Below are 25934 nucleotides of genomic sequence, written 5' to 3'. Positions count from 1 at the left end.
GCGTTCTCCTCAGTCCTCGTCCTTGGCGATGCGCCGGGTGAGCAGGAAGTTGATGATCGCGAAGATGGCGATGACCAGACAGAGCGTCCAGGCGACCGCCGAGGCGTAGCCGAAGCGGAACTCCCGGAACCCCTGCTCGTACATGAACAGGGCGACGGTCTGGAACTGCCGGTCGGAGCCGCCGGTGGGCGTCTGGGAGCTGGCGAACAGCAGGGGTTCGGCCATGATCTGCAGGCCGCCGATCGTCGAGATCACCGTGGTGAAGATGATCGTCGGCCGCAGCATCGGGACGGTGATCCGCCTGAACTGCTGAGCCTGCGACGCGCCGTCGAGGTCGGCGGCCTCGTACAGGTGGTGCGGAATCGCCTGCATCGAGGCGAGGTAGATGAGGGCGTTGTAGCCGGTCCACCGCCAGGCGACGATGAACGAGATGGCCAGGTGGGAGCTCCAGGTGTTGGCCTGCCAGTCGATCGGGCCGATGCCGACGAGGCCGAGCGCCCAGTTGACCATGCCGAAGTCGCGGCCGAAAAGTTGGGTGAAGACGATCGTCACCGCCACGATCGAGGTGACGTTGGGCAGCAGCACGCCCATCCGTAGCGCGGTGCGGGCCCGCAGCCGGTGGTTGAGCAGGTGGGCGATCCAGAGCGCGGCGAGCAGTTGCGGCACGGTGGACAGCACCCAGATGCTGAGTGTGTTGCCCAGGGCGTTCCAGAAGTACGCGTCCTGCAGCATCTCGCGGTAGTTCGCGAGGCCGACCCAGCGGTGCGACCCGGAGTCGAGCAGGTCCCAGTCGTTGAACGAGACGTACGCCGTGTACAGCAGCGGGAACAGCCCGAACGCGCCGAACAGCAGGAAGAACGGCAGGATGTAGAGGTAGGGCGAGCCCTTGGTGTCGAGCCGGCTCAGGCCGGCCCGCCGGGCCTGGTGGAGGTAGGTGGCCATCGTCGATCCTTCGTCGCCGGGCGCCGCCGGCGGTCAGGGGCGACCGCCGGCGGCGCGGGTCGAGTTACTTGGCGAGGCGCTCGACGTCGCTGACCATCTGCTTCCAGGACTCGTCGGAGCTTTGCTTGCCCTGTTCGATGCGGACGAGGGCGTCGCGGATGGTGGTCTGTACGTCTCCGGCTCGCGGGCCCTGGTACTGGGGCTTGAGCTGCTTCGCCGCGGTGGTGAAGAGCTGGCCCACCGGTGCGTTGTTGAAGAAGGCGTCCTTGTACTGGGCAATGTCGGGCTTGTCGTACAGAGCCGGGATGGACGGCAGGTTGCCCCGCGCGGTGAACACCTTGGCCTGCTGTTCCGGGGCGGTCAGCCACGCCGCGAGCTTCTTGGCCTCCTCGATGTGCTTGCCCTGCTTGGGAACGGTGAGGTACGAGCCGCCCCAGTTGCCGCCGCCGCCCGGGACGCTCGCCACGTCCCACTTGCCGGCGGCGTGCTTCGCCTGGTCCTTGATCTTGGTCATCATCCAGGCCGGACACGCGATGGTGGCGAACTGGTCCTTCGCGAAGCCGTTGTTCCACTCCTGCGAGCTGCCGATCAGCTTGGCCGACAGGTTGCTCTGGATCGCCTTCACCGTCAGGTCCCAGGCCTTTCGGACATCGGGGCTGGTGCCCACGACGATGGCGTTGTCCTCGTTGTAGTACCCGACCGGGGCCTGGCCGATGATGGCGTTGAACAGTTGGCCTCCGCCATCGAAGAAGGCGCTGCCGGCCGGGGCCTTCGCCGCGTACCGCTTGCCGAACTCGATGTACTGGTCCCAGCCGCTGCCCCAGGCGGCCGACACCTGGTCGCGGTCGAAGGGCATGCCGGCCTTCTCGAACAGGTCACGCCGATAGCAGATGGCCAGGCCGCCGACGTCGGTGCCGTACCCGATCTGTTTGCCGTCCTTGGCCAGCGACGCCGCCCACTTCCAGTCGAGGTACTCGGACTGGCGGTCCTTGCCCAGGTCGACGAAGAGGTTGCCCCGCTCGCGCATCTGCGCGATGAAGCCCGTGTCGACGCCCTCGATGTCGCCCGCGCCGGAGCCGGTGGCCAGGTGGGTGATCAGGTCGCGGTGATGGTCGTTGTAGGCGGCCGTGCGCTCCTGGATCGTGATGTTCGGGTGCGACTTCTGGTACTCGGCGTACAGGTCCTGGTACCCGAAGTTGCCGAACAGGTTGACGTTCAGGGTGATCTTTTCGTTGCCGCCGCCGGAGCCTCCCTCGGTGCCGGTGCCACACGCGGTCAGCAGTACTCCGGCGGCCAGGGTGGCCGCCGCCAGTCGCAACAGTCGGTTTGGGTGCATGCCAGGGAACCCTTTCGTGCGATGTAACCGGTTACCTGAAACCGGTTACATTGTCGGCGAAGCGATGGTGGTGGGGGTGGGTGGAGTTGGATGAAGATCGGATGCCGGCCGAGTTGCGGGTGACCGCCCGGCGAGCGCCTTTCCTGGGAAGTGTGAACGGGTTCGGCTAGGGGGTGTCAAGTTACGAAACGATAACGGTCGATGCGGGTTGACCGGCGGACATCGCTGGCGCTACGGTCGTGAAACCGGTTACAGAGAAGGCACCACATTGGCCACTATCAGGGAGCTGGCGCGCCGCTCCGGCGTGTCCGTCGCCACCGTGTCCCGCGTCTTCAACACCCCCGAGGTCGTCAGCCAGCACACCCGCCAGCGCATCCTCGACCTGGCCGCCGAGATCGGCTACCTGCCGAACGGGTCGGCCCGCACGCTCGCCACGAAGAAATCCAACATGGTGGGCCTGGTATGGGACACCGACCATCGCCGCCCTGGATGGCGCCACCCATTCCTGCAGGAGATCCTCGTCGCGCTCAAGACGGCGCTCAGCGCGCACGGGCTGAACCTGCTCATGCTCGCCGGCCACGACGCGGCGGGGCCCGACGACGGGCAGCGATACGTGCGCGCCGTCCGCCAGCACAACCTCGACGGCGCGGTCATCATCGACAACGGCACCCGGGACCCGGCCGTGCTCGCCCTCGTCGAAGCCCAGGTGCCGTGCGTCGCTCTCGACCTGCGGGTCGACGGCCCGACGTCGACCTACATCACCTCGGACAACGCCGGCGGCGCGGCGCTCGCCGTCCGCCACCTCGTCGAACGCGGCCACCGGCGCATCGCCACCATCACCGGCCCGCTGCGAACCTGGCCGGGAGCCGAACGGCTCGTCGGCTTCCGGGCCGCGCTGGCCGGGGCCGGCCTGCCGCTCGCCGACGGCCACGTCGTCGAGGGAGACTTCTATCTCGACGGCGGTCACGCCGCGATGGACCGGCTGCTCGCCCTCGACGACCGCCCTACCGCGGTGTTCGTCGCCGGTGACGAGATGGCTGTCGGCGCGATGCGGGCGGCCCAGGCGGCCGGCCTACGGATCCCCGACGACATTGCGATTGTCGGCTTCGACGACATCGAGGTGGCCGCGCTGATCCCGCCCGGGCTCAGCACCGTCGCCCAGAACAAGCCCGGCTTCGGCACGGCCGCCGCCGAGGCGCTGGTCGCCATGCTGCACGGCGGCGACGACCCGCCCAAGCCGACCGTGTTGCCGACGACGCTCGTCGTCCGCGGCACCACCTGACCCGAACCGCGCGACGTCGGCGCCGTTCCGCTCTGGATCGTGCTGCTGCTCGCGGTCGCTGCTGCCGGAGTCGCTGTCACCGACCCCGCAACCGGGCCTGCCTTGAGCGTCACACCCGTGCCTGGGCGAGGTCGCGGCCGGCGGTGGCGCGAATGATCCGGGGCCAGGTCGGCGGGGCCTGCGCATTCAACCGCCTCGCCGCACTGCCGCGACCCGCCGGCTGACCCAGCAACCCCACGCCCCGACCAGCAGCACGGAGGAACCCGGCCCAGCGCCGGGCCGTCAGCATGCCAGCGAACTGGTACGCGAATCCCGAACCAACCTCATCGAACACGTCCAGTCGGCCGCGACAGCCGCAACCTGCCAGGCGTACGTGAGTTCGCCAGCCGAATCGGGCTGATCTAACCCGCTGCTTCCTGTCGCGGCTGCTGCTCCTGCGCGTGGGTGGGTTCCGGTCGGGCGGCGACTGTCGTGTCGGGACAGTGCACCCCTATAGACCCCTATTGATGCGTAGTGATGTCGTCGCGGAGCGTTATCGTCTGACGGTGTCGCCGCCCTCTGACGGCAAGATCGTCTGACGGAGAGGATCGCCATGTCGCTGCCCACCAACCCTCCGGCGCTGAGCGTGGTGATGCCGACCTACCAGGATCCGCAGTGCCTCGCGCTGACCCTCAGGGCGCTGACCCGGCAGACGCTGCCGCCGGAACGCTTCGAGGTGATCGTGGTCCGGGACGGTGGCTCGTCCGACGGGTACGCCGAGGCGCTCGCCGAGGGCGCCGGTCTCCGCCTGCGCGTGCTGGAACTCGCCGAGCGCAAGGGCCGCTCCGTCGCCCGCAACGAGGGGGCGCGCCGTTCCTGCGCACCTCTGCTGGTCTTCCTCGACGCCGACTCGTGGGCGGTGCCCGACCTGCTGGAGCGGCACCTGGCCTGGCACAGCGTGCCCGGCAACGCGGCGGTGCTGATCGGCCGGCGGGACGAGATCGGCCTCGCTGACCTGCCGGCAGTGCTGGCCGGCGAGCCGCACGCGGTCGCACGCGCCTTCCCGCACGGCGGCGACCTGCGGTTCGCCACGGGGCTTCCCGACGACGGGGGCGAGTGGCTCCGGGCCGGCTGGGTCATCGCCTACACGCACAACATCTCGCTGTCCAGCGCGCACTTCGCGCAGGTCGGTGGCTACCGCGAGGCGTTCGGTCTGAGCTACGGCGTGGAGGACGTCGAGTTGTTCTACCGCGTCGACCGAAGCCTCCCCGGCGGCGTCAACTTCGGCTACGACGACGACGCCCGGATCGTCCACCTGCCGCACCACAAGAACATCACCCGCAACTGGATGGAGATGAAGGCCAACTTCCAGCAGGCGGCCCGGCTCTATCCGTGCCTGGAGTGGGAGTTCCTCACCGCCGTCATGGGGTACGAGGCGATCCGGCGGATCCTGCACTATCGCGCGCTCATCGACGAGTGCGTCGAGCGGTCGGCCTGCGCCATCGGGCCCGCCGCCGCGCGCCTCGCCGGCCAGGTGCGGGGGCACCGCACGCTCTGGATCGGCACCGGCCGTGCCGATTCCGGGTTGCCCGCCTCGGCGTTGACCTTCGACTATGCCGCACCCATCGGGCGGACCAACTTCCACCTGCTCGGCGTCGCCCCGCCCATGCCGCCGGGCAGCCTGGACGCGGTGATCAGCGTGGACTTCTGGCGGTACCTGCTGTGGCCGGAGCTCTGCCAGTTCATCTCGGCCTCGCTGCTGCTGGCCGGCGAGGTCCACCTGGTCGCCACCGCCGACTCGACGCCGGGGATGTGCGCCGCCGACCCGCAGACGCTGGACTACCTGCGCCAGGCGCAGGCCGCGGCCTGCACGGCCGAGCTGCGCGCGGTCGAGGGGCTCGGCCACGTACTGATCCTGCGGCCCCTCCGACCCGCGCCCGGTGCCGCGCGCCGGGTACCCGCTCAGACCGCCGCCGGGGCGCGCCCCGCTGCCCTGGTGCCGGGGCGCTCCACGACGCGGGGATAGCAGATCAACGGTGCGGCCAGGCCCGACAACGCTGTCGGGCCTGGCCCAGCCGTGCCCGGATCCGGCGTAAAAGACGGAAAGGCGAGTATTGTGCGCGTACTGCTGTCGACTCTCGGGTCGCGTGGCGATGTCCAACCCCTGGTGGCGCTCGCGTCGCGGTTGACGGCCCTCGGCCACCAGGCCCGCCTCTGCGCCCCGCCCGACTTCGCCCGCTGGGTGGCCAGCTTCAGGATTCCCTTCGTGCCCGTCGGCCCGCCCTGGCGCAGGTCGGCGGCGCCCAGGTCGCGGGCCGCCGTGCCAAAACCCTCGCCCTCGCAGGTACGCAAGTTCGCCGAGTCCTCCATCGGCATCCAGTTCGAGGTGCTGTCGGCCGCAGCCCGGGACTGTGACGTCCTCGTCGCGTCGACGGGCCTCCAGATCGCCGCCCGCACCGTGGCGGAGAAGCGCGGCATCCCGTACGTCTTCGCGGCGCTCTGCCCGGCGGCCCTTCCCTCACCCCACCACCCCCCGCTGCCGCTGCCGGTGCTCGGGGAGGTCCCGGCGCCCGCGTCGGCCGACAACAGCGACCTGTGGGCCGCCAACCTGCGGCACGTCAACGACACCTTCGCCGCGCCCCTCAACGCGCTGCGGTCGGCGGTGGGGTTGGGCACGGTCGACGACGTCAGCGACCACATCCACACCGACCGGCCGTGGCTGGCCGCCGACCCGGCCCTGGCACCCTGGCCGGACGTCGCCGATCCGGCCGTCTACCAACCGGGCGCCTGGCTCCTGCCCGACAAGCGGGCCCTGCCCGCCGAGCTGACGGCCTTCCTGGACGCCGGCGGGCCGTGCGTCTACGTCGGATTCGGCAGCGTCGCCGCACCCCCGGGTCTGCTGGAGACGGCCGTGCGGGCCGTGCGCGCGGTCGGTTGCCGGCTGGTCGCCTCCCGGGGCTGGGCACCGCTCTCGCCGGTCGACCGGTCCCCCGACTGCCTGGTGGTCGGCGAAGTGAACCAGCAGGACCTGTTCCGGGAGGTGGCCGTGGTGGTCCACCATGGCGGCGCGGGCACCACGACCACGGCCGCGCGGGCCGGGACGCCGCAGGTCGTCGTACCGCAGGTGTACGACCAGCACTACTTCGCGCGCCGGGTGCCCGCGCTCGGCATCGGCACCGCACACCCCGGCTCCGTGCCGACCGTCGAGTCACTGACCGAGGCTCTGGGCGCCGCGCTGCGGCCGGAGGTGGCCGCCCGCGCCCGCGAGTTCGCCGGCGTCGTACGCACCGACGCGGCGCAGGTCGCCGCGGAGCGGTTGGTCGTCGCACCGGGAGCCTGATCGGTGAGGCGACGCTCCAGGTACTGCGGGGGCGGGTCCGGCTGGTCGCGCCGGATCAGCCGTGGACCGGTGGGGAGGGCGACCTGCTGGTCATCTCGGAGGCCCGGCACTCGTTGTACGCCGAGGTTAGGGCGTCGGCGGACCGGACCGGTGTCGGGGTGCTCCCTACTCCGGCCGGCGCTGTTCACCGGCGGGGCTGCGGAGACCGTCGGTCGCGCCGCGGGCTCGTGGCGAGCGGCGCGCGTCGGCGTCAGAAGCTGCTGACCAGCTTCACGAACGCTTCGTCGATCTTGGCCGGATCGGTCGCGTCGAAGGCCTTGCCCGATGATGCCTTGGCGATCCGGTCCAGGGTGGCGAAGTCCGACTCCCGGTCGAAGGCGATGCAGAACACCTTCACCGGACGCCGCGGGTCGAGGGCGACCTCGGCGAGCAGGCCGGCCAGGTCGTTGTCCTGCCGGTACTCGTTCTTGCCGTCGGTCAGCACGACGATCGCGTTGATCCGCTGCGGGTCGTACCGGTCGAGCAGCTCTCGGTGTGCGGCCCGGACCGTCGCGTAGAGGGCGGTGCCGCCATCGACGTGCAGGCCGGCGATCTTGCTGTTGATCCGCTTCTGGTCGAACTCGCCGAGAGGGATCTCCTCCCGGTAGGGGCTCTTCGGCCGCTTCCGGGTCTCCGAGGAGAACGACCAGAGACCCACCCGGTCCTCGGTGTTGAGCAGCGCGAGGCCCTTGCCCGCCGCTGCTGAGGCGACCTGGAAGCGGGTGCGGGTGCCGACCATCGCCTGCATGGACCCGGACGTGTCCAGGGCTATCAGGATGTTGGCCTTCTTGCGGAGCGTCCGCCAGCCGTCCAGCATCGCGCCGACCACCTGCGGGTCCGGGGGCTCGAAGTAGCTCAGCCCACCGGTGGGCTCGGCGCCGACGTTGGCGAGCAGCTCCGCCGAGGCTCGGCGCTCGTGGTCCCGGAAGCCGAGGCGGGCGAAGCTCTCCTGCTGGGCGTCCTCGGTCAGGAAGGCCAGGAAGTCGGCCGCCGCCGCCCGCTGCCGCTCGTCGGCGGAGGGCAGCACCACGAACGGGTGGTCCAGGTTGAACGTGCCCTCCTTGGGGTGGACGGCGACCAGCGGGACGTTCGGCCTGCGGCCCCGCTCCTGCCCGTCCTGCCGAGGGCTCAGCGCACCCGTGTTGTAGAGGTCCACGAGTTCCTCCTGGAGGACGATGGCGCTCATGTCGTCCGTACTGCCCGCGCCGCCCGCCAGGTCCGCCTCGGCGAGGCTGCGCAGCAGGTCCACCGAATCGTCGCTGTAGTGCGACACATTGGCCTCGATCCGGCGGACGAACTGGGTGACCGCGGGGTCGGCAAGGTCGGACCGGGTCAGGTCGCTGGACCGTTGCACCGCCGCGTAGTAGGTGGCGATGGTCGCCGCCAGCCCGGAGGTGGACAGGTTGGGGTTGTCCTTGCCGAAGGTGAAGCGGCCCCACTCCGGCTTGCCGAAGCCCGCCCACCCGTCCCGCCCGGACAGGCCCAGGATCTCCCCCCAGCCCAGCGGCCCGCGCCGGCGTATCAGTTCGGCCTTGGGCTGCGGCATCGCGATCACCAGTGGGCTGTTGGCGATCGACGGGTAGCGGTCCGGGGTCTGCGGTGCTCGCCCGGCGGCTTGGTCGAGCAGCCGGAGCTGGCCGGTCCACAGGCTCGACGTCGGCAGCCAGACCTGTGGTCGCGGCAGGCCGGTGTGGGTCCAGCCGGTGGCCAGCGCCTCGGCGGCCTGGCCCGAGTTGAGCGCGCTGACGTGCACCTCGGCGCAGCCACCGCCGTCGATCGACCGGCTGCTGCGGTTGTAGCGCTCGGCCAGGTCGACCAGCAGCGCCGCCTTCTCCGTCGACGAGTTGACCTGGAGGGTGGTGGCGCAGTCGGTGCGGGGCACCTCGCTGCCCGCATCGCGCTGCTGGACGAACACGAACGCCCCGGCGATGACCACCAGCCCGGCGGTGACGGCGGCGGTGTAGGGCAACCACTGCCGCGTGCGGGTAACGGATGGGGTCATCGGGGCGTCCTCCTCGGCGGGCGGCTGGTGGCCGTCAACCTATCGATCCGGCGCCAGCCGGCGACCCGGACCCCTGCCGCGGCGTCACGGGCGGTCGGACCGTCCCCCGACCGCCGTAGCGACCAGCAGCCGGACCAGGTAGACCACGACGAAGGCGACCGCCCCGACTGCGGCGGCCGGGCCGATCGCGCTCGACGCGACGTAGCCGGCGGCGGCGCCGGCCGAGCCGAGGAAGAGCGCTGTCGAGATGCCCCAGGCGTCGAGGGCCTCACGACGCAGTCGCCGCAACGCGCCGCCGGACCCGGCGCCGACGCCGGGCTCCGTCGCCGGCAGGTACGCCGGCTGGGTCGTCATCCGTGGGTGTGCCGGCTGCGTCGGCCGGGCCTGGGTCGGCACCGTCGGCTGTGGCTGTGGCTGCGTCGGGCGCGGCTGCGGTGCCGTCGGCGTGATCCGGGGAAGGGGATGGTTCGGCGTCGGCGTGCCCGCGGTCTCGTTGCCGACCTCGAGCAGGCTCTCCCGACGTAGCGGCACGGTGGCCGTGGCGTCCTGCCGCAGCAGCCGCACCAGCACCTGCTCGGCACCCGGCCGATCCGCCGGATCCTTCGCCAGGCACTCCCGGATCAGCTCGTCCAGCACCGGAGGCAACGCCGGCAGGTCGGGCGGATCGTGCAGCACCCGGTGCATCACGGCGAAGAGCGAATCATCGCCGAAGGGTGGCCGGCCACCGGCAGCGAACGCGATCGTGGCCGCCCAGGCGAAGACGTCGCATGGCGGACCGACCGCGTCGTTGCGGAACCGCTCGGGTGCCATGTACGCGGTGGTCCCCATGACCCGGCTGGACGCCGTCTCGGTCACGCCCAGCGCGCGAGCGATGCCGAAGTCGATCACCCTAGGGCCGTCCCTGCCCAGCACCACGTTGTCCGGCTTCAGATCGCAGTGCACCACGCCGGCACTGTGGATCGCGGCGAGCGCGGTGACAGTGCCGACCGCGAGCCGGTGCAGGGCGTTACCGGTCACCGGGCCGCGTTCGCGGACGTGCCGGTGCAGGGTCGGGCCTTCGATGAACTCACTGACCACGTAGGGACGCTCGCCGTCGACCTCGGCGAAGAGCACCTGCGCGGTGCAGAACGGAGCGACCCGGCGCGCGGCGGCGATCTCCTTCACGAACTGCGACCGCGCCCGTGGATCAGTCAGGTCGACGTTGACCATCTTGACCGCGACGCGGTCACCAGCGTCGTCCTCACCGAGGTAGACGACCCCCTGCCCACCCGCGCCCAGCCGGCCGAGCAGCCGATACCGGCCGGCGGTGACCGGGTCGTGCGTCCACAGCTTCGCCAATCCTGGCACCGGCGTGCCGGCCAGTTCTGACATCCCGACTCCATCAGTGTCGTGCCCGGCCACCGGCGGCGCAGGGCACGGCCATCGTGTCATGCCGCAGCGACGACAGAGGACAGCCGATCATGGGTGGAAGCCACCACCGCCGGTGGTCCTCGCGGTGGCGGTCGCCGCACTGCGCGGGCCGGCCCGGCCTACGACGGCGGGCGTCCCTCCAGGGTGTCCCTTCGTCCTCCGCCGTGGCCGGCGCGAACTCGTTTCCCGCCGTGCCGTGCCAGCGGGTCGATGCCGGTGCCCGACCACGGTCGCCGGCCCGCGCAGCCGCACCGGCGTCAGGCCCGGCGCAGCGTCCGCAGTGTGCCGGCCCAGGCGACCACCTCGTCGAGCATGGTGCCGAGGGCCTGCTCGTGGTGCGCGGCCGGCCGGAAGTCGCGGAAGTTGACGAAGTCGGTCGTCAGAGAGAGCGCGACCTGGGAGCGGACGTCGGCGACGCCGAGCTGCCCGAGGACCAGCCGCAGGTGCTCCGCCGCCCGGGTGCCGCCGTGCACGCCGTAGCTGACGAGGCCGGCGGCGGCGTGCTGCCACTCCTGGTAGAGGAAGTCGAGGGAATCCTTCAGCGCGCCCGGGATGGAGTGGTTGTACTCCGGCGTGACGAAGACGAAGCCGTCGAACCCGGCCACGGTCGCCGCCCAGCGGCGTACGGCCGGGCGTCGCGACGGCGCCATCGACGGCGGCAGCACCTCGTCGAAGTGTGGCAGGGCGTAGTCGGCGATGTCGACCAGTTCGACAGTGGCGTCGCCCCGCTTGGCGGCGACGTCGCGCACCCAGCGGGCCACGGCGTCGGCCTTGCGGCCGGGTCGCGTGCTGCCGACGATGACACCGATCCTGACCATGCTGCTCTCCTCTAGGCGATGGGGACGGGGCGCGCGGGAGCCGACGTGCCGGTCAGGTCACGAGCCAGCTCCACCGCGCCGTGCAGGGACGACAGCCCGCCGAGGGCGGCGGGACGCACCGGTGGCGCCGGGCGCCCGGGCCGGCCGGCGCGACGTGCCCGTTGCGCGACGAGCGGCACGAAGCCGGGCAGGCCGGCGGCGAACCCGCCACCCACGATCGCCAGCGCCGGATCGAGGATCTCGCCGAGGCTCACCACCGCCGCCGCCAGCGCCCGGCAGCTCTCCTCGACCGCAGCCACCGCCCAGGGCTCGCGCCCGTCGAGTCCGGCCCGTAGGTCGTCGAAGCCCACCTCGCCGCCCCGGCGGGCGGCGGCGCGGCGCAGGGTGGCGGGGCCGGACGCGACGGACTGGAGGCAGCCGTGCCGGTCGCAGTCGCAGCGCTCACCGTCGAGGGCGACGACCATGTGGCCGATCTCGGCGGAGGACCGGCCCGGCACTGGCCGGCCGGCCAGCACGACGCCGCCGCCGATCCCGGTGCCGACGCCCAGGTAGACCACGTCGTCCGCGCCGGCGCAGCGCGCCTCGGCCAGGGCGGCGAGATCACCGTCGTCGGCGACGGCGGTCGCCGCGTCGGGAAAGAGGCGGCGCAGCGCGCCGGTGAGGTCGAGGCCCGCCCAGCCGGGGCGCCCAGGCCAGGTGGTGACGGTGCCCCCGGTGTCAGTGGTCGCCGGCATGGCAACCCCGACCGCGTCCACCGGCCCCCACCGGTCGAGCAGCCGGTCCACCTCGACGGCCAGCACCGTCAGGTCGTCGGCCGGGTCGGCGGCCCCCCGGGGCCAGCGGAAGGTCCGGTCGTACGCCGGCCGCCCGGGTGCCTCCGCGTGCAACGCGACCTTGGTGCCGCCGACGTCGATGCCGAGGACGCCGCCGTGGCGCTGCGGACCGGACACGGCCGGCCTCAGCCCAGCCGCACGTGCAGGTAGACGAGCGCCAGGGCGGCGACGGCAAAGATCACCGGCGTCAGGATCGTCGCGGCCGGGTCCTTCGCCCGGGCGTGGTAGACGACCGCGCCCGTCATCTGCAGGGCGAGACCGATCGCCGCCGCGATGCCCAGGGGCGGCCAGAGCAGGCCGAGCAGCAGCCCGGCGACCGCGGCGAGTTCCAGCACCCCCAGCACGCGGGTCAGCCCCGGCGAGACGCCTAGGTGGTCCATCCGCTCGCGCATCTGTGCCTGCCCGGTGAGCTTCGGCACGGCGGTGCCCGCGAACACGGCCGCGAGGACGAGGGTCAGGACGAGGACGGGAATCTCCACGTGAGGTCCTTCGGGAAGAGTCGGGACGTGCGGACGACCGTACCGCCGGCACGCCGGCGCCCACGGCAGCGGACGGCGGGGTGCCCGGTCGTCATCGGACGGTCGCGGTGAGGGCGCGCGCGGCCAGCCGGTAGCCCAGCGCTCCGAGCCCGACGATCACCCCGCTGGCCAGCGGGGCGATCACCGAGTCGTGCCGGAAGCTCTCCCGCGCCCACACGTTGGACAGATGCACCTCGACGAAGGGCCGGGGGTAGTTGGCCAGCGCGTCGCGCAGGCTCCAGCCCGCGATCATCAGGGCGCCCGGGTTGACGATCGCGCCCACCGTGTCGTAGCTGTTCTGGATCGTACGGATCAGCGCACCCTCGCAGTCGTGCTGCTCGGCGACCACACCCCAGCCCCGGGCGGCGACCTCCTCGCCGACGGCGCGTTCGATGTCGTCCAGGGTGTCGGTGCCGTAGATCTCCGGTTCCCGCCGGCCGAGAATGCCCAGGTTCGGGCCGTTCAGCAGCAGCACGTCCGACACGCTTCACCTCGTGGGGCACGGCCCTGGTCCCGCAGAGCCTGATGACTGGTCACCGCAGTCTTACTACGCCGACGGCTCCCGGCGAACCGGCGGCGCCCGACGCACGGCGGACTAAGGGGTGGCTAGGGGCTGTTAGGGGCGGTGACCGCGTATCCGCGTCGGTTACCGTCCTCCCTGCTGAAGCGACGCCGCCGGCTCCAGACGGAGGCGTCACGTACCGCGCGGCCATCCGGTGCTCCGCTGCGCCCGGCCCGCGCACCGGCGGTCTCGGGTCGTCCCGCCCGATGGTCCGCCCAAGCCCCTGGTCTGCCCGAGTTGGGAAGTGGGAAGTCATGAGTGGTCAGCCCTCGACGGTGTCCGAGTTCCCCGAGTGGCCGCAGTACGGCGACGAGGAGCGAACCGGACTGATCCGCGCCCTCGAACAGGGTCAGTGGTGGCGGATGGGCGGCAGTGAGGTCGACTCCTTCGAGCGGGAGTTCGGTGACTACCACGGCAGCCCCCACGCGCTTGCCGTCACCAACGGCACCCACGCGCTGGAAGTCGCGCTGGAGGTGCTCGGCGTCGGCCCCGGTACGGAGGTGATCGTCCCGGCGTTCACGTTCATCTCGTCCTCGCTGGCCGCGCAGCGTCTCGGCGCGGTCGCCGTGCCGGTCGACGTCGACCTGGACACCTACTGCGTCGACCCCGCCGCCGTCGAGGCCGCGATCACCCCCCGTACCAAGGTGATCATGCCGGTGCACATGGCCGGGCAGTTCGCCGACATGGACGCGCTCGACAAGCTCGCCGCCGACGCCGGGGTGGCTCTGCTGCAGGACGCGGCACACGCCCAGGGCGCGCAGTGGCGCGGCCGGCGGGCCGGCGCGCTCGGCTCGGTGGCCGCCTTCAGCTTCCAGAACGGCAAGCTCATGACCGCCGGCGAGGGCGGAGCGGTCGTCTTCCCCGACGAGGAACTGCGCGAGCGGGCATTCCTCGTGCACAGCTGCGGCCGTCCCCGCACCGACCGCGAATACCTGCACAGCACCACCGGCTCGAACTACCGGATGAGCGAGTTCACCGCCGCTGTGCTACGCGCCCAGCTGACCCGCCTCGACGAGCAGATCGCGCTGCGCGAGCAGCGCTGGCCGCTGCTGTCGAGCCTGCTCGCCGAGATCCCGGGCGTCGTGCCGCAGGCGACCGACCCCCGCACCGACCGCAACCCGCACTACATGGCGATGTTCCGTATCCCCGGGATCGGCATCGAGCGTCGCCGTGCCGTGGTGGACGCGCTCATCGCCCGGGGCGTCCCGGCGTTCGTGGCGTTCCGGGCGATCTACCGGTGCGAGGGCTTCTGGAAGGCCGGCGCGCCCGACGAGTCGGTAGAGGAGATCGCGGCCCGCTGCCCCAACACCGAGCAGATCCACTCCGACTGCCTCTGGCTGCACCACCGCACGCTGCTCGGCACGGAGCAGCAGATGCACGAGATCGCCGCCGTGCTCGCCGACATCCTCGCCGGATGACGGCCCGGCCCCCGGCCGCGGCCGGCCGGCCGGTGCGGGTCGCGGTGGTCGGCCTCGGCTGGGCCGGGCGGGAGATCTGGCTGCCCCGGCTCGCCGCACACCCCGGCTTCGAGGTGGCCGCCGTGGTCGACCCGCAGCCCGTGGTGCGCGATCAGGCCCGCGACACGCACGCCGTCGCGTCCGCGTACGCCGACGTCGAGGACCTGCCCGCCGGAACGGTCGACCTGGCGGTGGTCGCCGTACCGAACCACCTGCACGCGGTCGTCGCCGTCCGGCTGCTGCGCCGGGGCGTACCGGTGTTCCTGGAGAAGCCGGTCTGCCTGACCTCCGCCGAGGCGGGCATCCTGGCCGACGCGGAGCGCGACGGCGGCGCGGTGCTGCTGGCCGGCAGCGCTGCCCGTTACCGGGCCGACGTCCGGGCGCTGGCCGACGTGACCGGTGGGCTGGGCCCGATCCGGCACGTCGATGTGGCCTGGGTTCGCGCCCGAGGGGTGCCCGACGCGGGCGGCTGGTTCACCCGCCGCGACCAGTCCGGCGGGGGCGCGCTGGTGGACCTCGGCTGGCACCTGCTCGACACGGTGCTGCCGCTGCTCGGCCCGGCCCGGGTCACTCACGCGATCGGCAGCGTCTCGGACGACTTCGTCAACGACAGCGCCGCCCACGCCGCCTGGCGCGGCGGGGCCGACACCGCAGGCCATGTTCCCGGCGACGTCGAGGACACCGCCCGGGGGTTCCTGCTCACCGACACCGGCGCCTCCGTCGCCCTGCACGCCTGCTGGGCCTCGCACGAGTCGCTGGACCGCACCACCGTCACCGTGCACGGCGCCGCGGGGTCGGCGACGCTGCGCTGCACGTTCGGCTTCAGTCCCAACCGGGAGCCCACGCCGGTGCTGACGCGTACCCGCGACGGCCGGACCGCGCAGCTGCCGCTGCCCGGGGAGCCGATCGGCGCGGAGTACGACCACCAGCTCGACGCCCTGCCCGGGCTGCTCGCCGACCCGGCCGCCCGGGGCGCGGCCGTCGCCGAGGCCCGCCGGACCATCGACATCATCGAACGGATCTACCAGTGCGCCCGGCCCACCCGGCCGGAGCGCCAGCACGCACTGGTGGGCCATCGCGCCGGGTGAGAACCACCGTCGGCCCCAACCCCTTCCGGGAGCAGCCATGAGCCGTCCATCGTCCACAGTCGAGGTGACCCCGCCGTCGCCGGCGCGCGGCCCGATCCGCGCGGTCGTGTTCGACCTCGACGGCGTCATCGTCGACAGTTCGGCCGTCATGCGTGAGGCGTTCAGCATCGCGTACGCCGAGGTGGTGGGCGACGGGCCGGCACCGTTCGAGGAGTACAACCGGCACATGGGCCGGTACTTCCCGGACATCATGCGCCTGATGGGGCTGCCCCTGGAGATGGAGGGGCCGTTCGTCCGCGAGAGCTACCGGATGGCCCACCTCGTGCCGCTCTTCCCCGGCGTCCGGGAGACCCTGGAGACCCTGCACTCGCGTGGCATCCGGATGGGGATCGCCACCGGCAAGGCCGGCCCGAGGGCCCGCTCCCTGCTCGACCAACTCGGCGTGCTGGGCCTCTTCGGCCAGGTGATCGGTTCCGACGAGGTGGCCCGTCCCAAGCCTGCCCCGGACATCGTGCTCCAGGCACTGGGCAACCTCGACGTGCCGCCGCACGAGGCCATGATGGTGGGCGACGCGGTGATCGACCTGCTCAGCGGCCGGGACGCCGGGGCGACGGCCGTCGCCACGACGTGGCACGGCGGGGACATCGCCGCGCTGCTCGCCGCCGGCCCCGACCTGGTCGTGCACGCCCCGGCGGAGTTGCTGGCGCACTGCCCGGCGGCCCTCGTCCACTGACCCGGACCGGAGCGCGCCGGGCTGCTCACGTGAGCAGCCCGGCGCGCTGCCGCCAGGCTGTGGTCAGCGTGTGTCGCTGACCGCCTCGGGGCCGGCTTCCAGGAAGCGCAGCATGCCGGTGGCCAGGATCTCGGCGGCGGGGGCCGGGACCAGGTCGGTACGGATGGTGACCCGCAGGAGGACACTCTCGTCGCCGGGCAGCACCTCGGCGACGCAGGCACCGGACCACTCCCGGGCGTACGGTTCGACGACCTCCTCGGTCCGGCAGCCGGGCAGGTCCAGCGGGAGGACGAGGTTGTCCTGGTAGGCGAACGAGGGCAGGCTGTTGATCACCTCGCGGGGCAGGTCGAGGACCGGGTCGTCGGTGACCATCTCCAGGAAGGAGACGTCCTGGGCGGCCATCAGCTCGTCCGCGGTCTGCTGGAGGGCGCGCATCAGGTCCTTCTCCGGGCCGCCGAACCGGACCCGGAGACAGTTGCTGCTGATCCTGCTCGTGAAGGCGGAGTCGAGGACGCGGCTGCCGCGTTGGGCGACGATCATCAGCAGGGCGATGTCGTCCTGCTGATGGATGGCGCGCAGCGCCGAGGCGTAGGCGGCGGCGAAGTAGGTGGAACGGCTGAAGCGGTGTTCGGCGGCGGCCCGGTCCCAGCGCCGTACCAGCTCGGGCGGGACGGCGACGATGTGCCCGGTCTTGGGGCCCCAGGTCGGGGTCTGTTCCAGGATCTCCTGCGGCCGGCCTTCGCCTTGGCGGGGTAGGTCGCGTAGTTGTTCGCGCCAGTAGGTTCGTTGGGTTTGCAGGTCGGCGGCGTTGCGGAGGCGGGTGTATTCGTCGTGGGACTGGTGCAGTGTGGGTGCGGGGTGGGTCCAGGTGGGTGTGTGGCCGGTGTGTCGTGCGGTGTAGGCGTGGGTGAGGTCTCGGACGAGTAGTCCGTATGACCAGCCGTCGAAGGCGATGTGGTGGATGCCGATGCCGAAGAGGATTCGGTTGGTGGTTTTGTTTCGGATCAGGGCGGCGCGCCAGTTGCGGCCTTGGGTGTAGTCGAGGGGTTGTTGTACTGCTTCGGCGAGTTGGTCGAGGGCGTCGTGTTCGGTGGCGGCGTCGGCGAGGAGTCGTAGCTGGGGCATGCCGGGGTTGGGTGGGATGATTGCGGTTGGTGGGTCGGTGCGCCGGTAGCGGGCGTGCAGGGCCTGGTGGCGGTGGTGGAGGTCGCCGAGGGCGGCCATGAGGGCTCGTAGGTCCAGCTCACCCTCGATCCACCAGGTGGTGGGGCAGACCAGTTCGAAGGGGAGCACGACGCACTTCGCGACGGACGGGGTCAGCGGGACGGGCTTCGACGGGCCGGGACGGCCGGTGACGGACGGCGCCGGCTCGGCCCCGGGGCGGCGGGGGGCGGTGGCGAGCCAGCGGGCCAGCCCTTGCGGGGTGGGGGTGCGGTGGATCTGCGAGACGGGCACGGCGACGTCGGCGGCCTCGTCGAGGGCGACAGCGACGGCGGCGGACTGCAGGGAGGTCCCGCCGAGGTGGAAGAACCCGTCGAGTGTCCCGACCCGGTCCAGCCCGAGCACCGTCGCGAAGATCCCCGCGACGAGGCGTTCGGAGTCGGTGGCCGGTTCGGTGTACGGCACGTCGAGGTCGGGACGGCGCGAGCCCGGCTCTGGTAGCGCCCGCCGGTCGATCTTGCCGGTGCCGCCGGTGGGGAACCGGTCCAGGACCATGATCACGGCGGGGACCATGTAGGGCGGGAGCACCGCGGCGGCGTGTGCCCGCAGGTCGGCGGTGACGGGGACGCGGCCGTCGCGTCCGGTGACGTAGCCGACGAGCCGGGCGGTGCCCTGGTCCTCGCGACGGGTGACGACGGCGGTGCCGACGTCCGGGTGTTGTTCGAGAGTCGCCTCGATCTCACCGAGTTCGATCCGGATGCCGTTGACCTTGACCTGGTGGTCCATCCGGCCGAGGATCTCCAGCGCTCCGGCGGCGTTCCACCGGCCGAGGTCGCCGGTGCGGTAGGCGGTCCCGCCGCCGTACGGGTCGGTGACGAACCGCTGGGCGGTCAGTTCGGGGCGGTTGAGGTAAGCGTCGGCGACGCCGGCGCCGGCGATGAGGATCTCGCCGGGGACGCCCATGGGGACGAGGTCGAGATTGGCGTCGACGACGCGGATCTGCCGGTTGGGCATGGGTCGGCCGATGGGCACGTACGCGCCGGGCCAGCCCTTCGACGCGTCGTACCAGGTACAGGCGACGGATGCCTCCGCGGGCCCGTACGCGTTGATCAGGCGGGCACCGGCGGCCGTCCAGCGGTGCGCCATGCGGGGCGGAATGGGCTCCCCGGCGAGGGTCACGCACGTCAGGCTGGGGCAGTCGGCGGGATCGACGGCGGCGAGGTTCGTGGGTGGGCAGAACGCGTGGGTGGCCTGCTCCTTGGCGATCAGCTCCGTCAACCGGCGGGCGTCGAGCAGATCGTCGCGGGAGCTGACGACGACGCGGGCACCGGAGGTCAGCGCGGTGTAGATCTCGCCGAGGGCCACGTCGAAGACCGGGGAACAGGAATGGAGCATCCGGCTGTCCGGCCCGACCGCGCACTCCTCCCGCATCCAGGTGACGAAGTTCGTCAGGTGCTCGTGGGTCAGCACGACACCCTTCGGTGTCCCGGTCGAGCCGGACGTGTAGATCACGAACGCCGGCCGGGAGGGTGCCACCACCGGCAGGTCGGCCGCCTCGGCCGCCGTCACGGTGGGCCAGTCGGCATCGAGGGCGACGACCCGTACGCCGTCAGGTCTGGGGACACGCGGGGCGACCTCGCCGACGGTGAGGACGACCCGGGCGCCGTGGTCGGCCAGCAGCATCCGCATCCGCTCCGCCGGCCAGGACACGTCCATCGGCGTGTACGCCGCCCCCGCCCGCAGCACCGCCAGGGTGGCGACGAGCGTCCACATGCTGCGGTCCAGCGCCAGCGACACCACGTCCCCGGGCCGTACGCCCATCGACCGTAGCCGCGCGGCCAACTCCCCCGAGCGGCGGGCCAGCTCCGCGTACGTCAGCACCTCCCCGGCGGCGACGCCGGCCACCGCGTCCGGCGTGCGTCGCGCCCATTCGAGCACCAGCTCGTGCAGCGGCGCACCCGGCACCGGGCGGGCCGGGCCCCGGCCCCACGCGAGCAGCCGCTCGCGCTCGGTCGCGCCCAGCAGCGGCAGCGCGCCCAGCGGCACCCCGGGTTCCCGGATCCCGGCCGACAGCAACGACACGGTCTGGTCCACCAGGCCCCGCACCCAGTCCGCCGAGAAGCCGTCGGCGGCGTAGTCCACCCGGAGCGCCGACCCGTCCCCCGCGACGGTCACCACGATGTCCACGTCCACCACGTCCGGCCCCACCTCGGCCACCGGGGCGTCCACCAGCCCGACCACCACCGGCCCCGCCGCGCCCGCGCTGTGCGCGACCGGTCCGGCCAGCGCCGTGGCCACCCGCGACGTCAGCTCGCCGAAGCCCGGTTCGTCCGCGACGTCGACCCGCAGCACGCCGCCCGACGACAGACCGACCGCCACCTCGGCCTGGCCGGTGTACCGGGCCAGCACCCCCAGCAGACCGGCCAGCAGCACCGCGCCGGGGGAGGGCGCCCCCGCCGGGACGGGCAGGTCGACCCGCCGGTACGCGGAGGCCGCCCGGGCCGGCCACGCGGCCGGCCGGCGCAGGTCCCCCATCAGGTCGAGGACCTCGAAGCCGGGCCCAGCGACATCCGTGGTCTGCGCACCGACGATTCCGACAGACATTGAGCCAGCCTCCGATCAGGGCCGGCGCCACCCAGAGGGGTGCGCCGGAAGGGACAACCACGAACTCTCGGGACAACGGGCCGCGTGCCACGCGGCAACGAGCGGTCCGGTACGCAGGGGCGGACGGTCAGCCGGCGGTGGGCGTACCCGCCGGCCCGTCTTCGAGGAAGCGCAGCATGTGGTGGTTCAGCTCCTCGGCGAAGCTGTACGGCAGGTAGTCGGTGCGGATGGTGACGCGCAGGAGAGCATGGTCGACGCGGGGCAGCACCTCGACCGTGAGCCCGTTGGGCACCTCCCGGGCGTACGGGTCGACGACCTCCTCGGCCCGGCAGCCGGGCAGCTCCAGCGGCACCACCACGTTGTCCTGGAACACGAACGTCGGCAGGCTCGCGACCACCTCGCCGGAGAGCCCGGCGGCGGGATCGTCGGCGGTCTCCGCGAAGGGAACGTCCTGGGCCCGCATGAGATCGCGGATCGTCTCGTCGACCCGCAGGACCAGCTTGTCGTCGTGCGGCCCGTCGAAGCGCACCCGCACGCAGTTGAGGTTGAGCCGGGTGGTGAACGCGGAGTCGAGGACGCGGCTGCCGCGTTTGGCGACCACCATCAGCAGGGCGATGTCGTCCTGCTGATGGATGGCGCGCAGCGCCGAGGCGAAGGCCGCCACGAAGTAGCTGGAGCGGCTGAAGCGCTGGTCGCGGGCGGCCCGGTCCCAGCGGTCGAGCACCTCGGGGGTGACGGTGACGGTGTGGCCCGCCTTCGGTCCCCAGGCGAGGGCCTGCTCCAGGGGCGCGGTGGCCGGGCCTTCGCCTTGGCGGGGTAGGTCGCGTAGTTGTTCGCGCCAGTAGGTTCGTTGGGTTTGCAGGTCGGCGGCGTTGCGGAGGCGGGTGTATTCGTCGTGGGACTGGTGCAGTGTGGGTGCGGGGTGGGTCCAGGTGGGTGTGTGGCCGGTGTGTCGTGCGGTGTAGGCGTGGGTGAGGTCTCGGACGAGTAGTCCGTATGACCAGCCGTCGAAGGCGATGTGGTGGATGCCGATGCCGAAGAGGATTCGGTTGGTGGTTTTGTTTCGGATCAGGGCGGCGCGCCAGTTGCGGCCTTGGGTGTAGTCGAGGGGTTGTTGTACTGCTTCGGCGAGTTGGTCGAGGGCGTCGTGTTCGGTGGCGGCGTCGGCGAGGAGTCGTAGCTGGGGCATGCCGGGGTTGGGTGGGATGATTGCGGTTGGTGGGTCGGTGCGCCGGTAGCGGGCGTGCAGGGCCTGGTGGCGGTGGTGGAGGTCGCCGAGGGCGGCCATGAGGGCTCGTAGGTCCAGTTCACCCTCGATCCACCAGGTGACCGGGACGACGACCTCCAGCGGCGACATCAGGCACTTCGCCACCTGCTGCGCGAGCGGGACCGGTCCCGGGCGCTGCCGGGCCTGTCCCGCGGTCGAGCCGGTGTCCGTACGGCGGGGGGCGGTGGCGAGCCACCGGGCCAGCTCGTGCGGGGTGGGGGTGCGGTGGATCTGCGAGACGGGCACCACCACGTCGGCGGCCTCGTCGATGCCTGCGGCGACGGCGGCGGACTGCAACGACGTGCCGCCGAGGTGGAAGAAGCTGTCGCGGGCGCCGACCCGCTCGATGCCGAGCACGCTCGCGAACACCTCCGCGACGAGGCGCTCGCCCTCGGTGGCCGGCTCGACGTACGGCACGCCGAGGTCGGGGCGCTGGGCGCCGGGTGCGGGAAGGGCACTCCGGTCGATCTTGCCGGTGCCGCCGAGGGGGAAGCGGTCGAGGACGACGACGGCGGCGGGGACCATGTAGCTCGGCAAGTGGGCCGTGGCGTGGTCGCGCAGATCGCCGGTGGCCGGGGTGCGGCCGTCGCGCCCGGTGACGTACGCGACGAGCCGGGCCACGCCCCGGTCCTCGCGGCGGACGACGACTGCGGTCTCCACCTCCGGGTGCTGGGCGAGGATGCTCTCGATCTCGCCCAGCTCGATGCGGATGCCGTTGACCTTCACCTGGTGGTCCATCCGGCCGAGGATCTCCAGCGCTCCGGCGCTGTTCCACCTCCCCAGGTCGCCGCTGCGGTAGGCGAGCCCGCCGCCGTACGGGTCGGTGACGAACCGCTGGGCGGTCAGTTCGGGGCGGTTGAGGTAACCGTCGGCGACGCCGAAGCCGGCGATCAGGATCTCCCCGGGAACCCCGGCCGGCAAGAGGTCGAGGTTCGCGTCGACGACGCGGACCTGCCGGTTCGGCATCGGCCAGCCGATCGGGACGTACGCGCCACCCCACCCGGCCGACGCGTCGAACCAGGTGCACGCCACGGCGATCTCGGCCGGCCCGTACGCGTTGACCACCCGCGTGCCCGCCGTCAGCCACCGCTGGGCCAGCCGCGGCGGGACGGCCTCGCCGCCGAAGATGACGCAGCGGAGGCCGGGACAGGCGGCCGGGTCGAGCGGGGCGATGTTGGTGGCCGGTCCGAACGTGTGCGTGACGCCCTGGGTGTTGACGAGGTCGGTGAGCCGGCGCGCGTCGAGCAGATCGTCGCGCGGGCACACGACGACGCGGCCCCCGCCGGTGAGCGCGGCGAAGATCTCCCCGAACGCGGCGTCGAAGACCGGTGCCGCCGAGTGCAGCATCCGGCTGCCGGGGCCGATGGCGCACTCGCCGGTCATCCACGCCAGGAAGTTCGCCAGCCTCTCGTGTGACAGCACCACACCCTTCGGCGTGCCTGTCGAACCCGACGTGTAGATGACGAACGCCGGCGCGTCCACCGGCACCGCAGGCAGATCCGCCACCGCACCGGCCGGTACCGCGGGCCAGCCGTCGTCCAGCGCCACCACCGTGACCCCGTCCCCGGCGGGAATCCGGGCCGCTACCGCACCGACCGTCAACACCACCCGCGCGCCGTGGTCGGCCAGCAGCACCCGCATCCGCTCCGCGGGCCACGACACGTCCATCGGCGTGTACGCGGCACCCGCCCGCAGCACGCCCATCGCCGCCACCAGCGACCACAACCCGCGCTCCAACGCCACCGACACCACGTCACCGGCACGGACACCCACCGACCGCAGGTACGCCGCCAGCAGCCCGGACCGGCGATCCAGCTCCCCGTACGTCAGCACCTCGTCGCCCGCGACACCCGCCACCGCCTCCGGCGACCGCCGCGCCCAGCTCAGCACGAGCTCGTGGATCGGCTCACCCGGGATCTCCCGCACCGGGCCGCGCCCCCACGTCAGCAACCGTTCCCGTTCCGCGGCGTCCAGCAACGGCAGTCGCGACAGGGCGACCTGCGGCGCCGCCGTCCCGGCGGAGACGAGCACCACCACCTGATCCACGAGTCCCCGCACGAACTGCGCGGAGAATCCCTCCACCGCGTAGTCCACCCGCAGCACGGACCCGTCCGCCGCCACGCGCACCACCATGTCGACGTCCACCACGGCCGGTCCCGTCTCCGCCACCGGACCGTCGGTGAACTCCACCGCCACCGGGTCCGGCCGGTCCGGGCCCGGTGGCGGCGCCGTCCACGCCAGTCCCACCCGCGCCGCCAACTCCCCGAATCCCGGGTCGCCCGAGACGTCCACCCGCGCCACCGACCCACCGGCCGGGGCCAGCCCGAGCACCACCTCGTCCTGGCCGGTCCAGCGGGCCAGGACCGCCACGAGCCCCGCCACCACGACGTGCCCGGCCGGTGTCACGCGCGACGGCCAGGCGGGAAGCACCCGGTGCACCGAGGCCGCCCGCGCGGGCCACACCGCCGGCCTCCGCAGGTCCCCCACGAGTTCCAGAGCAACCGCGCCGTCCGCGGCCTGGGCGCCATCGAACCCGACAGACAACAGCTCGACCTCCGATCGAAAGGGGACGACCGAAAGGCTCAGGGCCGCGACGATCGGTCAGCCGGGATGCCGTACGCCGGACGGCGGGGGTTGGCGCGAGGCGCGTCGACGGGCGGCACCGCTCGCGGGCCACCCGATCCGGTGCGCTGAGAGTGGCAACGACGAGCCGACGGGGCCCGACCATACGAAGCGCTGTGCAGTGACGTACACCCCTAGAGATCGGCACGTCGACCCCTAGCGCATCAGCCGGAGATCTCCTCCCCGGGCAGGCCCGGGACGTTTCGGCGGTGCCCGCCGGCCGCGTCGAGGCCGGGCCGGCGATGTGAGCTGGCAGGGGGCGTGGCCGTCGGAATCCGGGCACTCGACAGCGCAGGCTGCGACAGCGCCGTCCGGCGACTCCAGCCCTTTTGAAGAACAGCTTTTCGGTCAACCCGAGTCGATGGCCCCGCTAGGAGTATCGGCGGCCTCGGCGGCGAAAGAGCCGTCCGCGTTCGCCTGTCTGGCCCATCCCGGGGCAGTGCATAGTGACTATGATCTTTCGATCATGACGCCGGTCGGTGGCTGGAAACTCAACCGCTGACCGGCGGTGTGCACCTCGCCGCCGCAACGCTGGCCATGAGCCAGCCGGCTCCCCGGCCGGTCCAGCTCACGACCGTCCGGTCGGTGCACGCGGCACGCCCGGCTCTCGCGGCCGAGCGGCCGCATCAGGACCGGGAGCCCACCCCTTCGGCCACGTTCTCCGCTGTTCGTGGCTGTGGCGCACCGGTTTCACCGCCACCCCGAGGCCCGCACCGGGCCGGCATGTCAGGAGACTAGATGCAGGCGCCCATCCAGGTACAGGTGTTCGCACACGACGGGGTGGTCCTGGCCCGACCGCCCGACCCGTCGGCCACCGCCGACAGCCCCTATCTCGCCGGCGCGGGCGCCGCTCTCCACAACGGCCTGGACATGATCACGGGTCTGCACCTGACCCTTCCGCACCAGTCGGCGGCGATCTGCAGCACCGGCTCCAGCGCGGACAAGTCGCTGCGTCTGCTCAGCCGGAGTGGTCTGAAGACGCCCAGCGACCTGCGGAAGTTCCGTTCCGGCGCGCAGGCGGTGCGGTACGCGCGGGAAGCCGTCGAGCGGGGCGAAACGCTGGAGTTCCAGTTTCCTCCGCATGACCCGCTGCTGCGGGCCGCTCGCGCCCGGGTGCCCGCGGATCTGGTCGCCCGCCTCAACAACAAGACCGTGCTGGAGACTCTGGTCGCGCCGGAGTACCTGCCCCGCCGGCAGGTCGCCACCCCCGCCGAAGTGCGTCGGATCGTGGCGCGGGACCGCCGGCCGGCGGTCATCAAACCGGCCGGGGTCGAGGTGTCCAGCGGAATTGCGATCTTCACCCGTCGGTTGGCGGACCGGCGGAACCGTTCCCTGTTCAACCAGTTGGAACAGGTGAGCGAGCAGTGGATCGTCGAGGAGGAGGTGCCCTTCCAGACGATCTGGGGTATCCAGTTCGGCGTGACCGAGAGCGGATCGGTGCACTACTTCGGATCGTCGGTACACCTGCCGCAGCCCACCTCGACGTGGGTCGGTTGTGTGATGGACGACGACCAGCCCCCGGAGGAACTGGTCGAAGCGCTGACCGTAGGGGTCCGAAAGGCCAGCGCGCTCGGGTACCGGGGCTACTGCTCCTTCGACGCCGGGATCGGCCGCGACGGCGCCCTGCGGGTCATCGACCCGAACTTCCGGGTCAGCGGGGCCACCACCTCGCTGCTGCACCGCAGCTCGCTGCTGGGCCGGCATCCGTGCGCCATGACCACGTTCTTCTCACTGGCCCCCGGCGTCGACGCCGAACCGATCCTCGCGCCGTTCATCGACCGGGGGCAGTTCGTCGTGTTCATGCACCACGACCCGGCGGAGACGGACAACGGCCCGCTGCCGGCGACCATCGTCGGCATGGTCGGGGCCGCGGACCGGTACGCCTGCGGCGTGCTGGTGGCGCAGATCCAGCGGGCCCTGGGCACCTGACGCGCCGGTCCG

Annotated in this window: 17 protein-coding genes; 7 read left to right on the top strand and 10 right to left on the bottom strand. The window is 72.3% G+C overall.

Annotation, left to right across the window (positions count from 1 at the left end):
- Positions 1 to 9 precede the first annotated feature (9 nt).
- A complete protein-coding gene (locus HA073_RS23560; protein ID WP_030500465.1) occupies positions 10 to 942 on the bottom strand; it encodes a carbohydrate ABC transporter permease in 933 nt (310 codons plus the stop codon).
- A 64-nt stretch (positions 943 to 1006) separates the two neighbouring features.
- A complete protein-coding gene (locus tag HA073_RS23555; RefSeq protein WP_166457305.1) occupies positions 1007 to 2278 on the bottom strand; it encodes an ABC transporter substrate-binding protein in 1272 nt (423 codons plus the stop codon).
- A 268-nt stretch (positions 2279 to 2546) separates the two neighbouring features.
- Here HA073_RS23555 and HA073_RS23550 point away from each other — a divergent pair, with 268 nt between their 5' ends.
- The 3 genes from HA073_RS23550 to HA073_RS23540 all read left to right on the top strand — a co-directional run bounded on the left by HA073_RS23550 (position 2547) and on the right by HA073_RS23540 (position 6879).
- Complete coding sequence (locus tag HA073_RS23550; RefSeq protein WP_043329852.1) at positions 2547 to 3560, top strand: LacI family DNA-binding transcriptional regulator; 1014 nt, start codon at positions 2547 to 2549, stop codon at positions 3558 to 3560.
- Positions 3561 to 4152: 592 nt separating this feature from the next.
- A complete protein-coding gene (locus HA073_RS23545; protein WP_166457304.1) occupies positions 4153 to 5565 on the top strand; it encodes a glycosyltransferase family 2 protein in 1413 nt (470 codons plus the stop codon).
- Between the two features lie 90 nt (positions 5566 to 5655).
- Positions 5656 to 6879, top strand: a complete 1224-nt coding sequence (locus HA073_RS23540; protein ID WP_166457303.1) for a glycosyltransferase — start codon at positions 5656 to 5658, stop codon at positions 6877 to 6879.
- Positions 6880 to 7129: 250 nt separating this feature from the next.
- Here the strand turns inward: HA073_RS23540 and HA073_RS23535 are convergent, their stop codons facing one another.
- The 6 genes from HA073_RS23535 to HA073_RS23510 form a co-directional block, all read right to left on the bottom strand.
- Entirely contained in the window at positions 7130 to 8920 is a 1791-nt protein-coding gene (locus HA073_RS23535; RefSeq protein ID WP_166457302.1) for an extracellular solute-binding protein, read from the bottom strand.
- Positions 8921 to 9004: 84 nt separating this feature from the next.
- On the bottom strand, positions 9005 to 10291 hold the full coding sequence (locus HA073_RS23530; RefSeq protein WP_166457301.1) for a serine/threonine-protein kinase: 1287 nt from the start codon (positions 10289 to 10291) through the stop codon (positions 9005 to 9007).
- A 296-nt stretch (positions 10292 to 10587) separates the two neighbouring features.
- Complete coding sequence (locus HA073_RS23525; RefSeq protein WP_043329859.1) at positions 10588 to 11148, bottom strand: NADPH-dependent FMN reductase; 561 nt, start codon at positions 11146 to 11148, stop codon at positions 10588 to 10590.
- A gap of 11 nt (positions 11149 to 11159) precedes the next feature.
- Positions 11160 to 12098, bottom strand: a complete 939-nt coding sequence (locus HA073_RS23520; RefSeq protein WP_043329860.1) for an ROK family protein — start codon at positions 12096 to 12098, stop codon at positions 11160 to 11162.
- Between the two features lie 8 nt (positions 12099 to 12106).
- Positions 12107 to 12460 carry a DoxX family protein gene (locus HA073_RS23515; protein WP_030500471.1) on the bottom strand — a complete coding sequence of 118 codons (354 nt, stop codon included), beginning with the start codon at positions 12458 to 12460 and terminating at the stop codon, positions 12107 to 12109.
- Positions 12461 to 12551: 91 nt separating this feature from the next.
- The gene (locus HA073_RS23510) at positions 12552 to 12983 is read right to left on the bottom strand and encodes a type II 3-dehydroquinate dehydratase (protein WP_030500472.1); all 432 of its coding nucleotides are present in this window, start codon (positions 12981 to 12983) and stop codon (positions 12552 to 12554) included.
- 332 nt (positions 12984 to 13315) lie between these two features.
- Here HA073_RS23510 and HA073_RS23505 point away from each other — a divergent pair, with 332 nt between their 5' ends.
- Genes HA073_RS23505 through HA073_RS23495 form a run of 3 tightly spaced genes read left to right on the top strand, consistent with a single transcriptional unit; the run spans position 13316 to position 16339 of the window.
- Entirely contained in the window at positions 13316 to 14479 is a 1164-nt protein-coding gene (locus HA073_RS23505) for a DegT/DnrJ/EryC1/StrS family aminotransferase (protein ID WP_069088797.1), read from the top strand.
- Positions 14476 to 15606 carry a Gfo/Idh/MocA family protein gene (locus HA073_RS23500; RefSeq protein ID WP_166457300.1) on the top strand — a complete coding sequence of 377 codons (1131 nt, stop codon included), beginning with the start codon at positions 14476 to 14478 and terminating at the stop codon, positions 15604 to 15606. Before HA073_RS23505 ends, HA073_RS23500 begins: the two co-directional genes overlap by 4 nt.
- 37 nt (positions 15607 to 15643) lie before the next feature.
- Positions 15644 to 16339 (top strand): HAD-IA family hydrolase, encoded by a 696-nt coding sequence (locus tag HA073_RS23495; RefSeq protein ID WP_064445417.1) that lies wholly within the window; start codon positions 15644 to 15646, stop codon positions 16337 to 16339.
- A gap of 63 nt (positions 16340 to 16402) precedes the next feature.
- Here the strand turns inward: HA073_RS23495 and HA073_RS23490 are convergent, their stop codons facing one another.
- A complete protein-coding gene (locus HA073_RS23490; RefSeq protein WP_166457299.1) occupies positions 16403 to 20104 on the bottom strand; it encodes an amino acid adenylation domain-containing protein in 3702 nt (1233 codons plus the stop codon).
- Positions 20105 to 20231: 127 nt separating this feature from the next.
- Positions 20232 to 23915: an amino acid adenylation domain-containing protein gene (locus HA073_RS23485; protein WP_166457298.1), complete on the bottom strand. Its 3684-nt coding sequence runs from the start codon at positions 23913 to 23915 to the stop codon at positions 20232 to 20234.
- An 816-nt stretch (positions 23916 to 24731) separates the two neighbouring features.
- On the opposite strand from HA073_RS23485, the gene HA073_RS23480 reads away from it, so the two are divergent.
- Positions 24732 to 25922 carry an ATP-grasp domain-containing protein gene (locus tag HA073_RS23480; RefSeq protein WP_166457297.1) on the top strand — a complete coding sequence of 397 codons (1191 nt, stop codon included), beginning with the start codon at positions 24732 to 24734 and terminating at the stop codon, positions 25920 to 25922.
- Positions 25923 to 25934: the final 12 nt, after the last annotated feature.

It is taken from the genome of Micromonospora sp. CMU55-4 (genome assembly GCF_011602315.1).
Taxonomy (GTDB): Bacteria; Actinomycetota; Actinomycetes; order Mycobacteriales; family Micromonosporaceae; genus Micromonospora; species Micromonospora chalcea.
The sequence above is the reverse complement of the archived record's forward strand: the minus strand, read 5'-3'. Positions and strand labels throughout refer to the sequence as shown.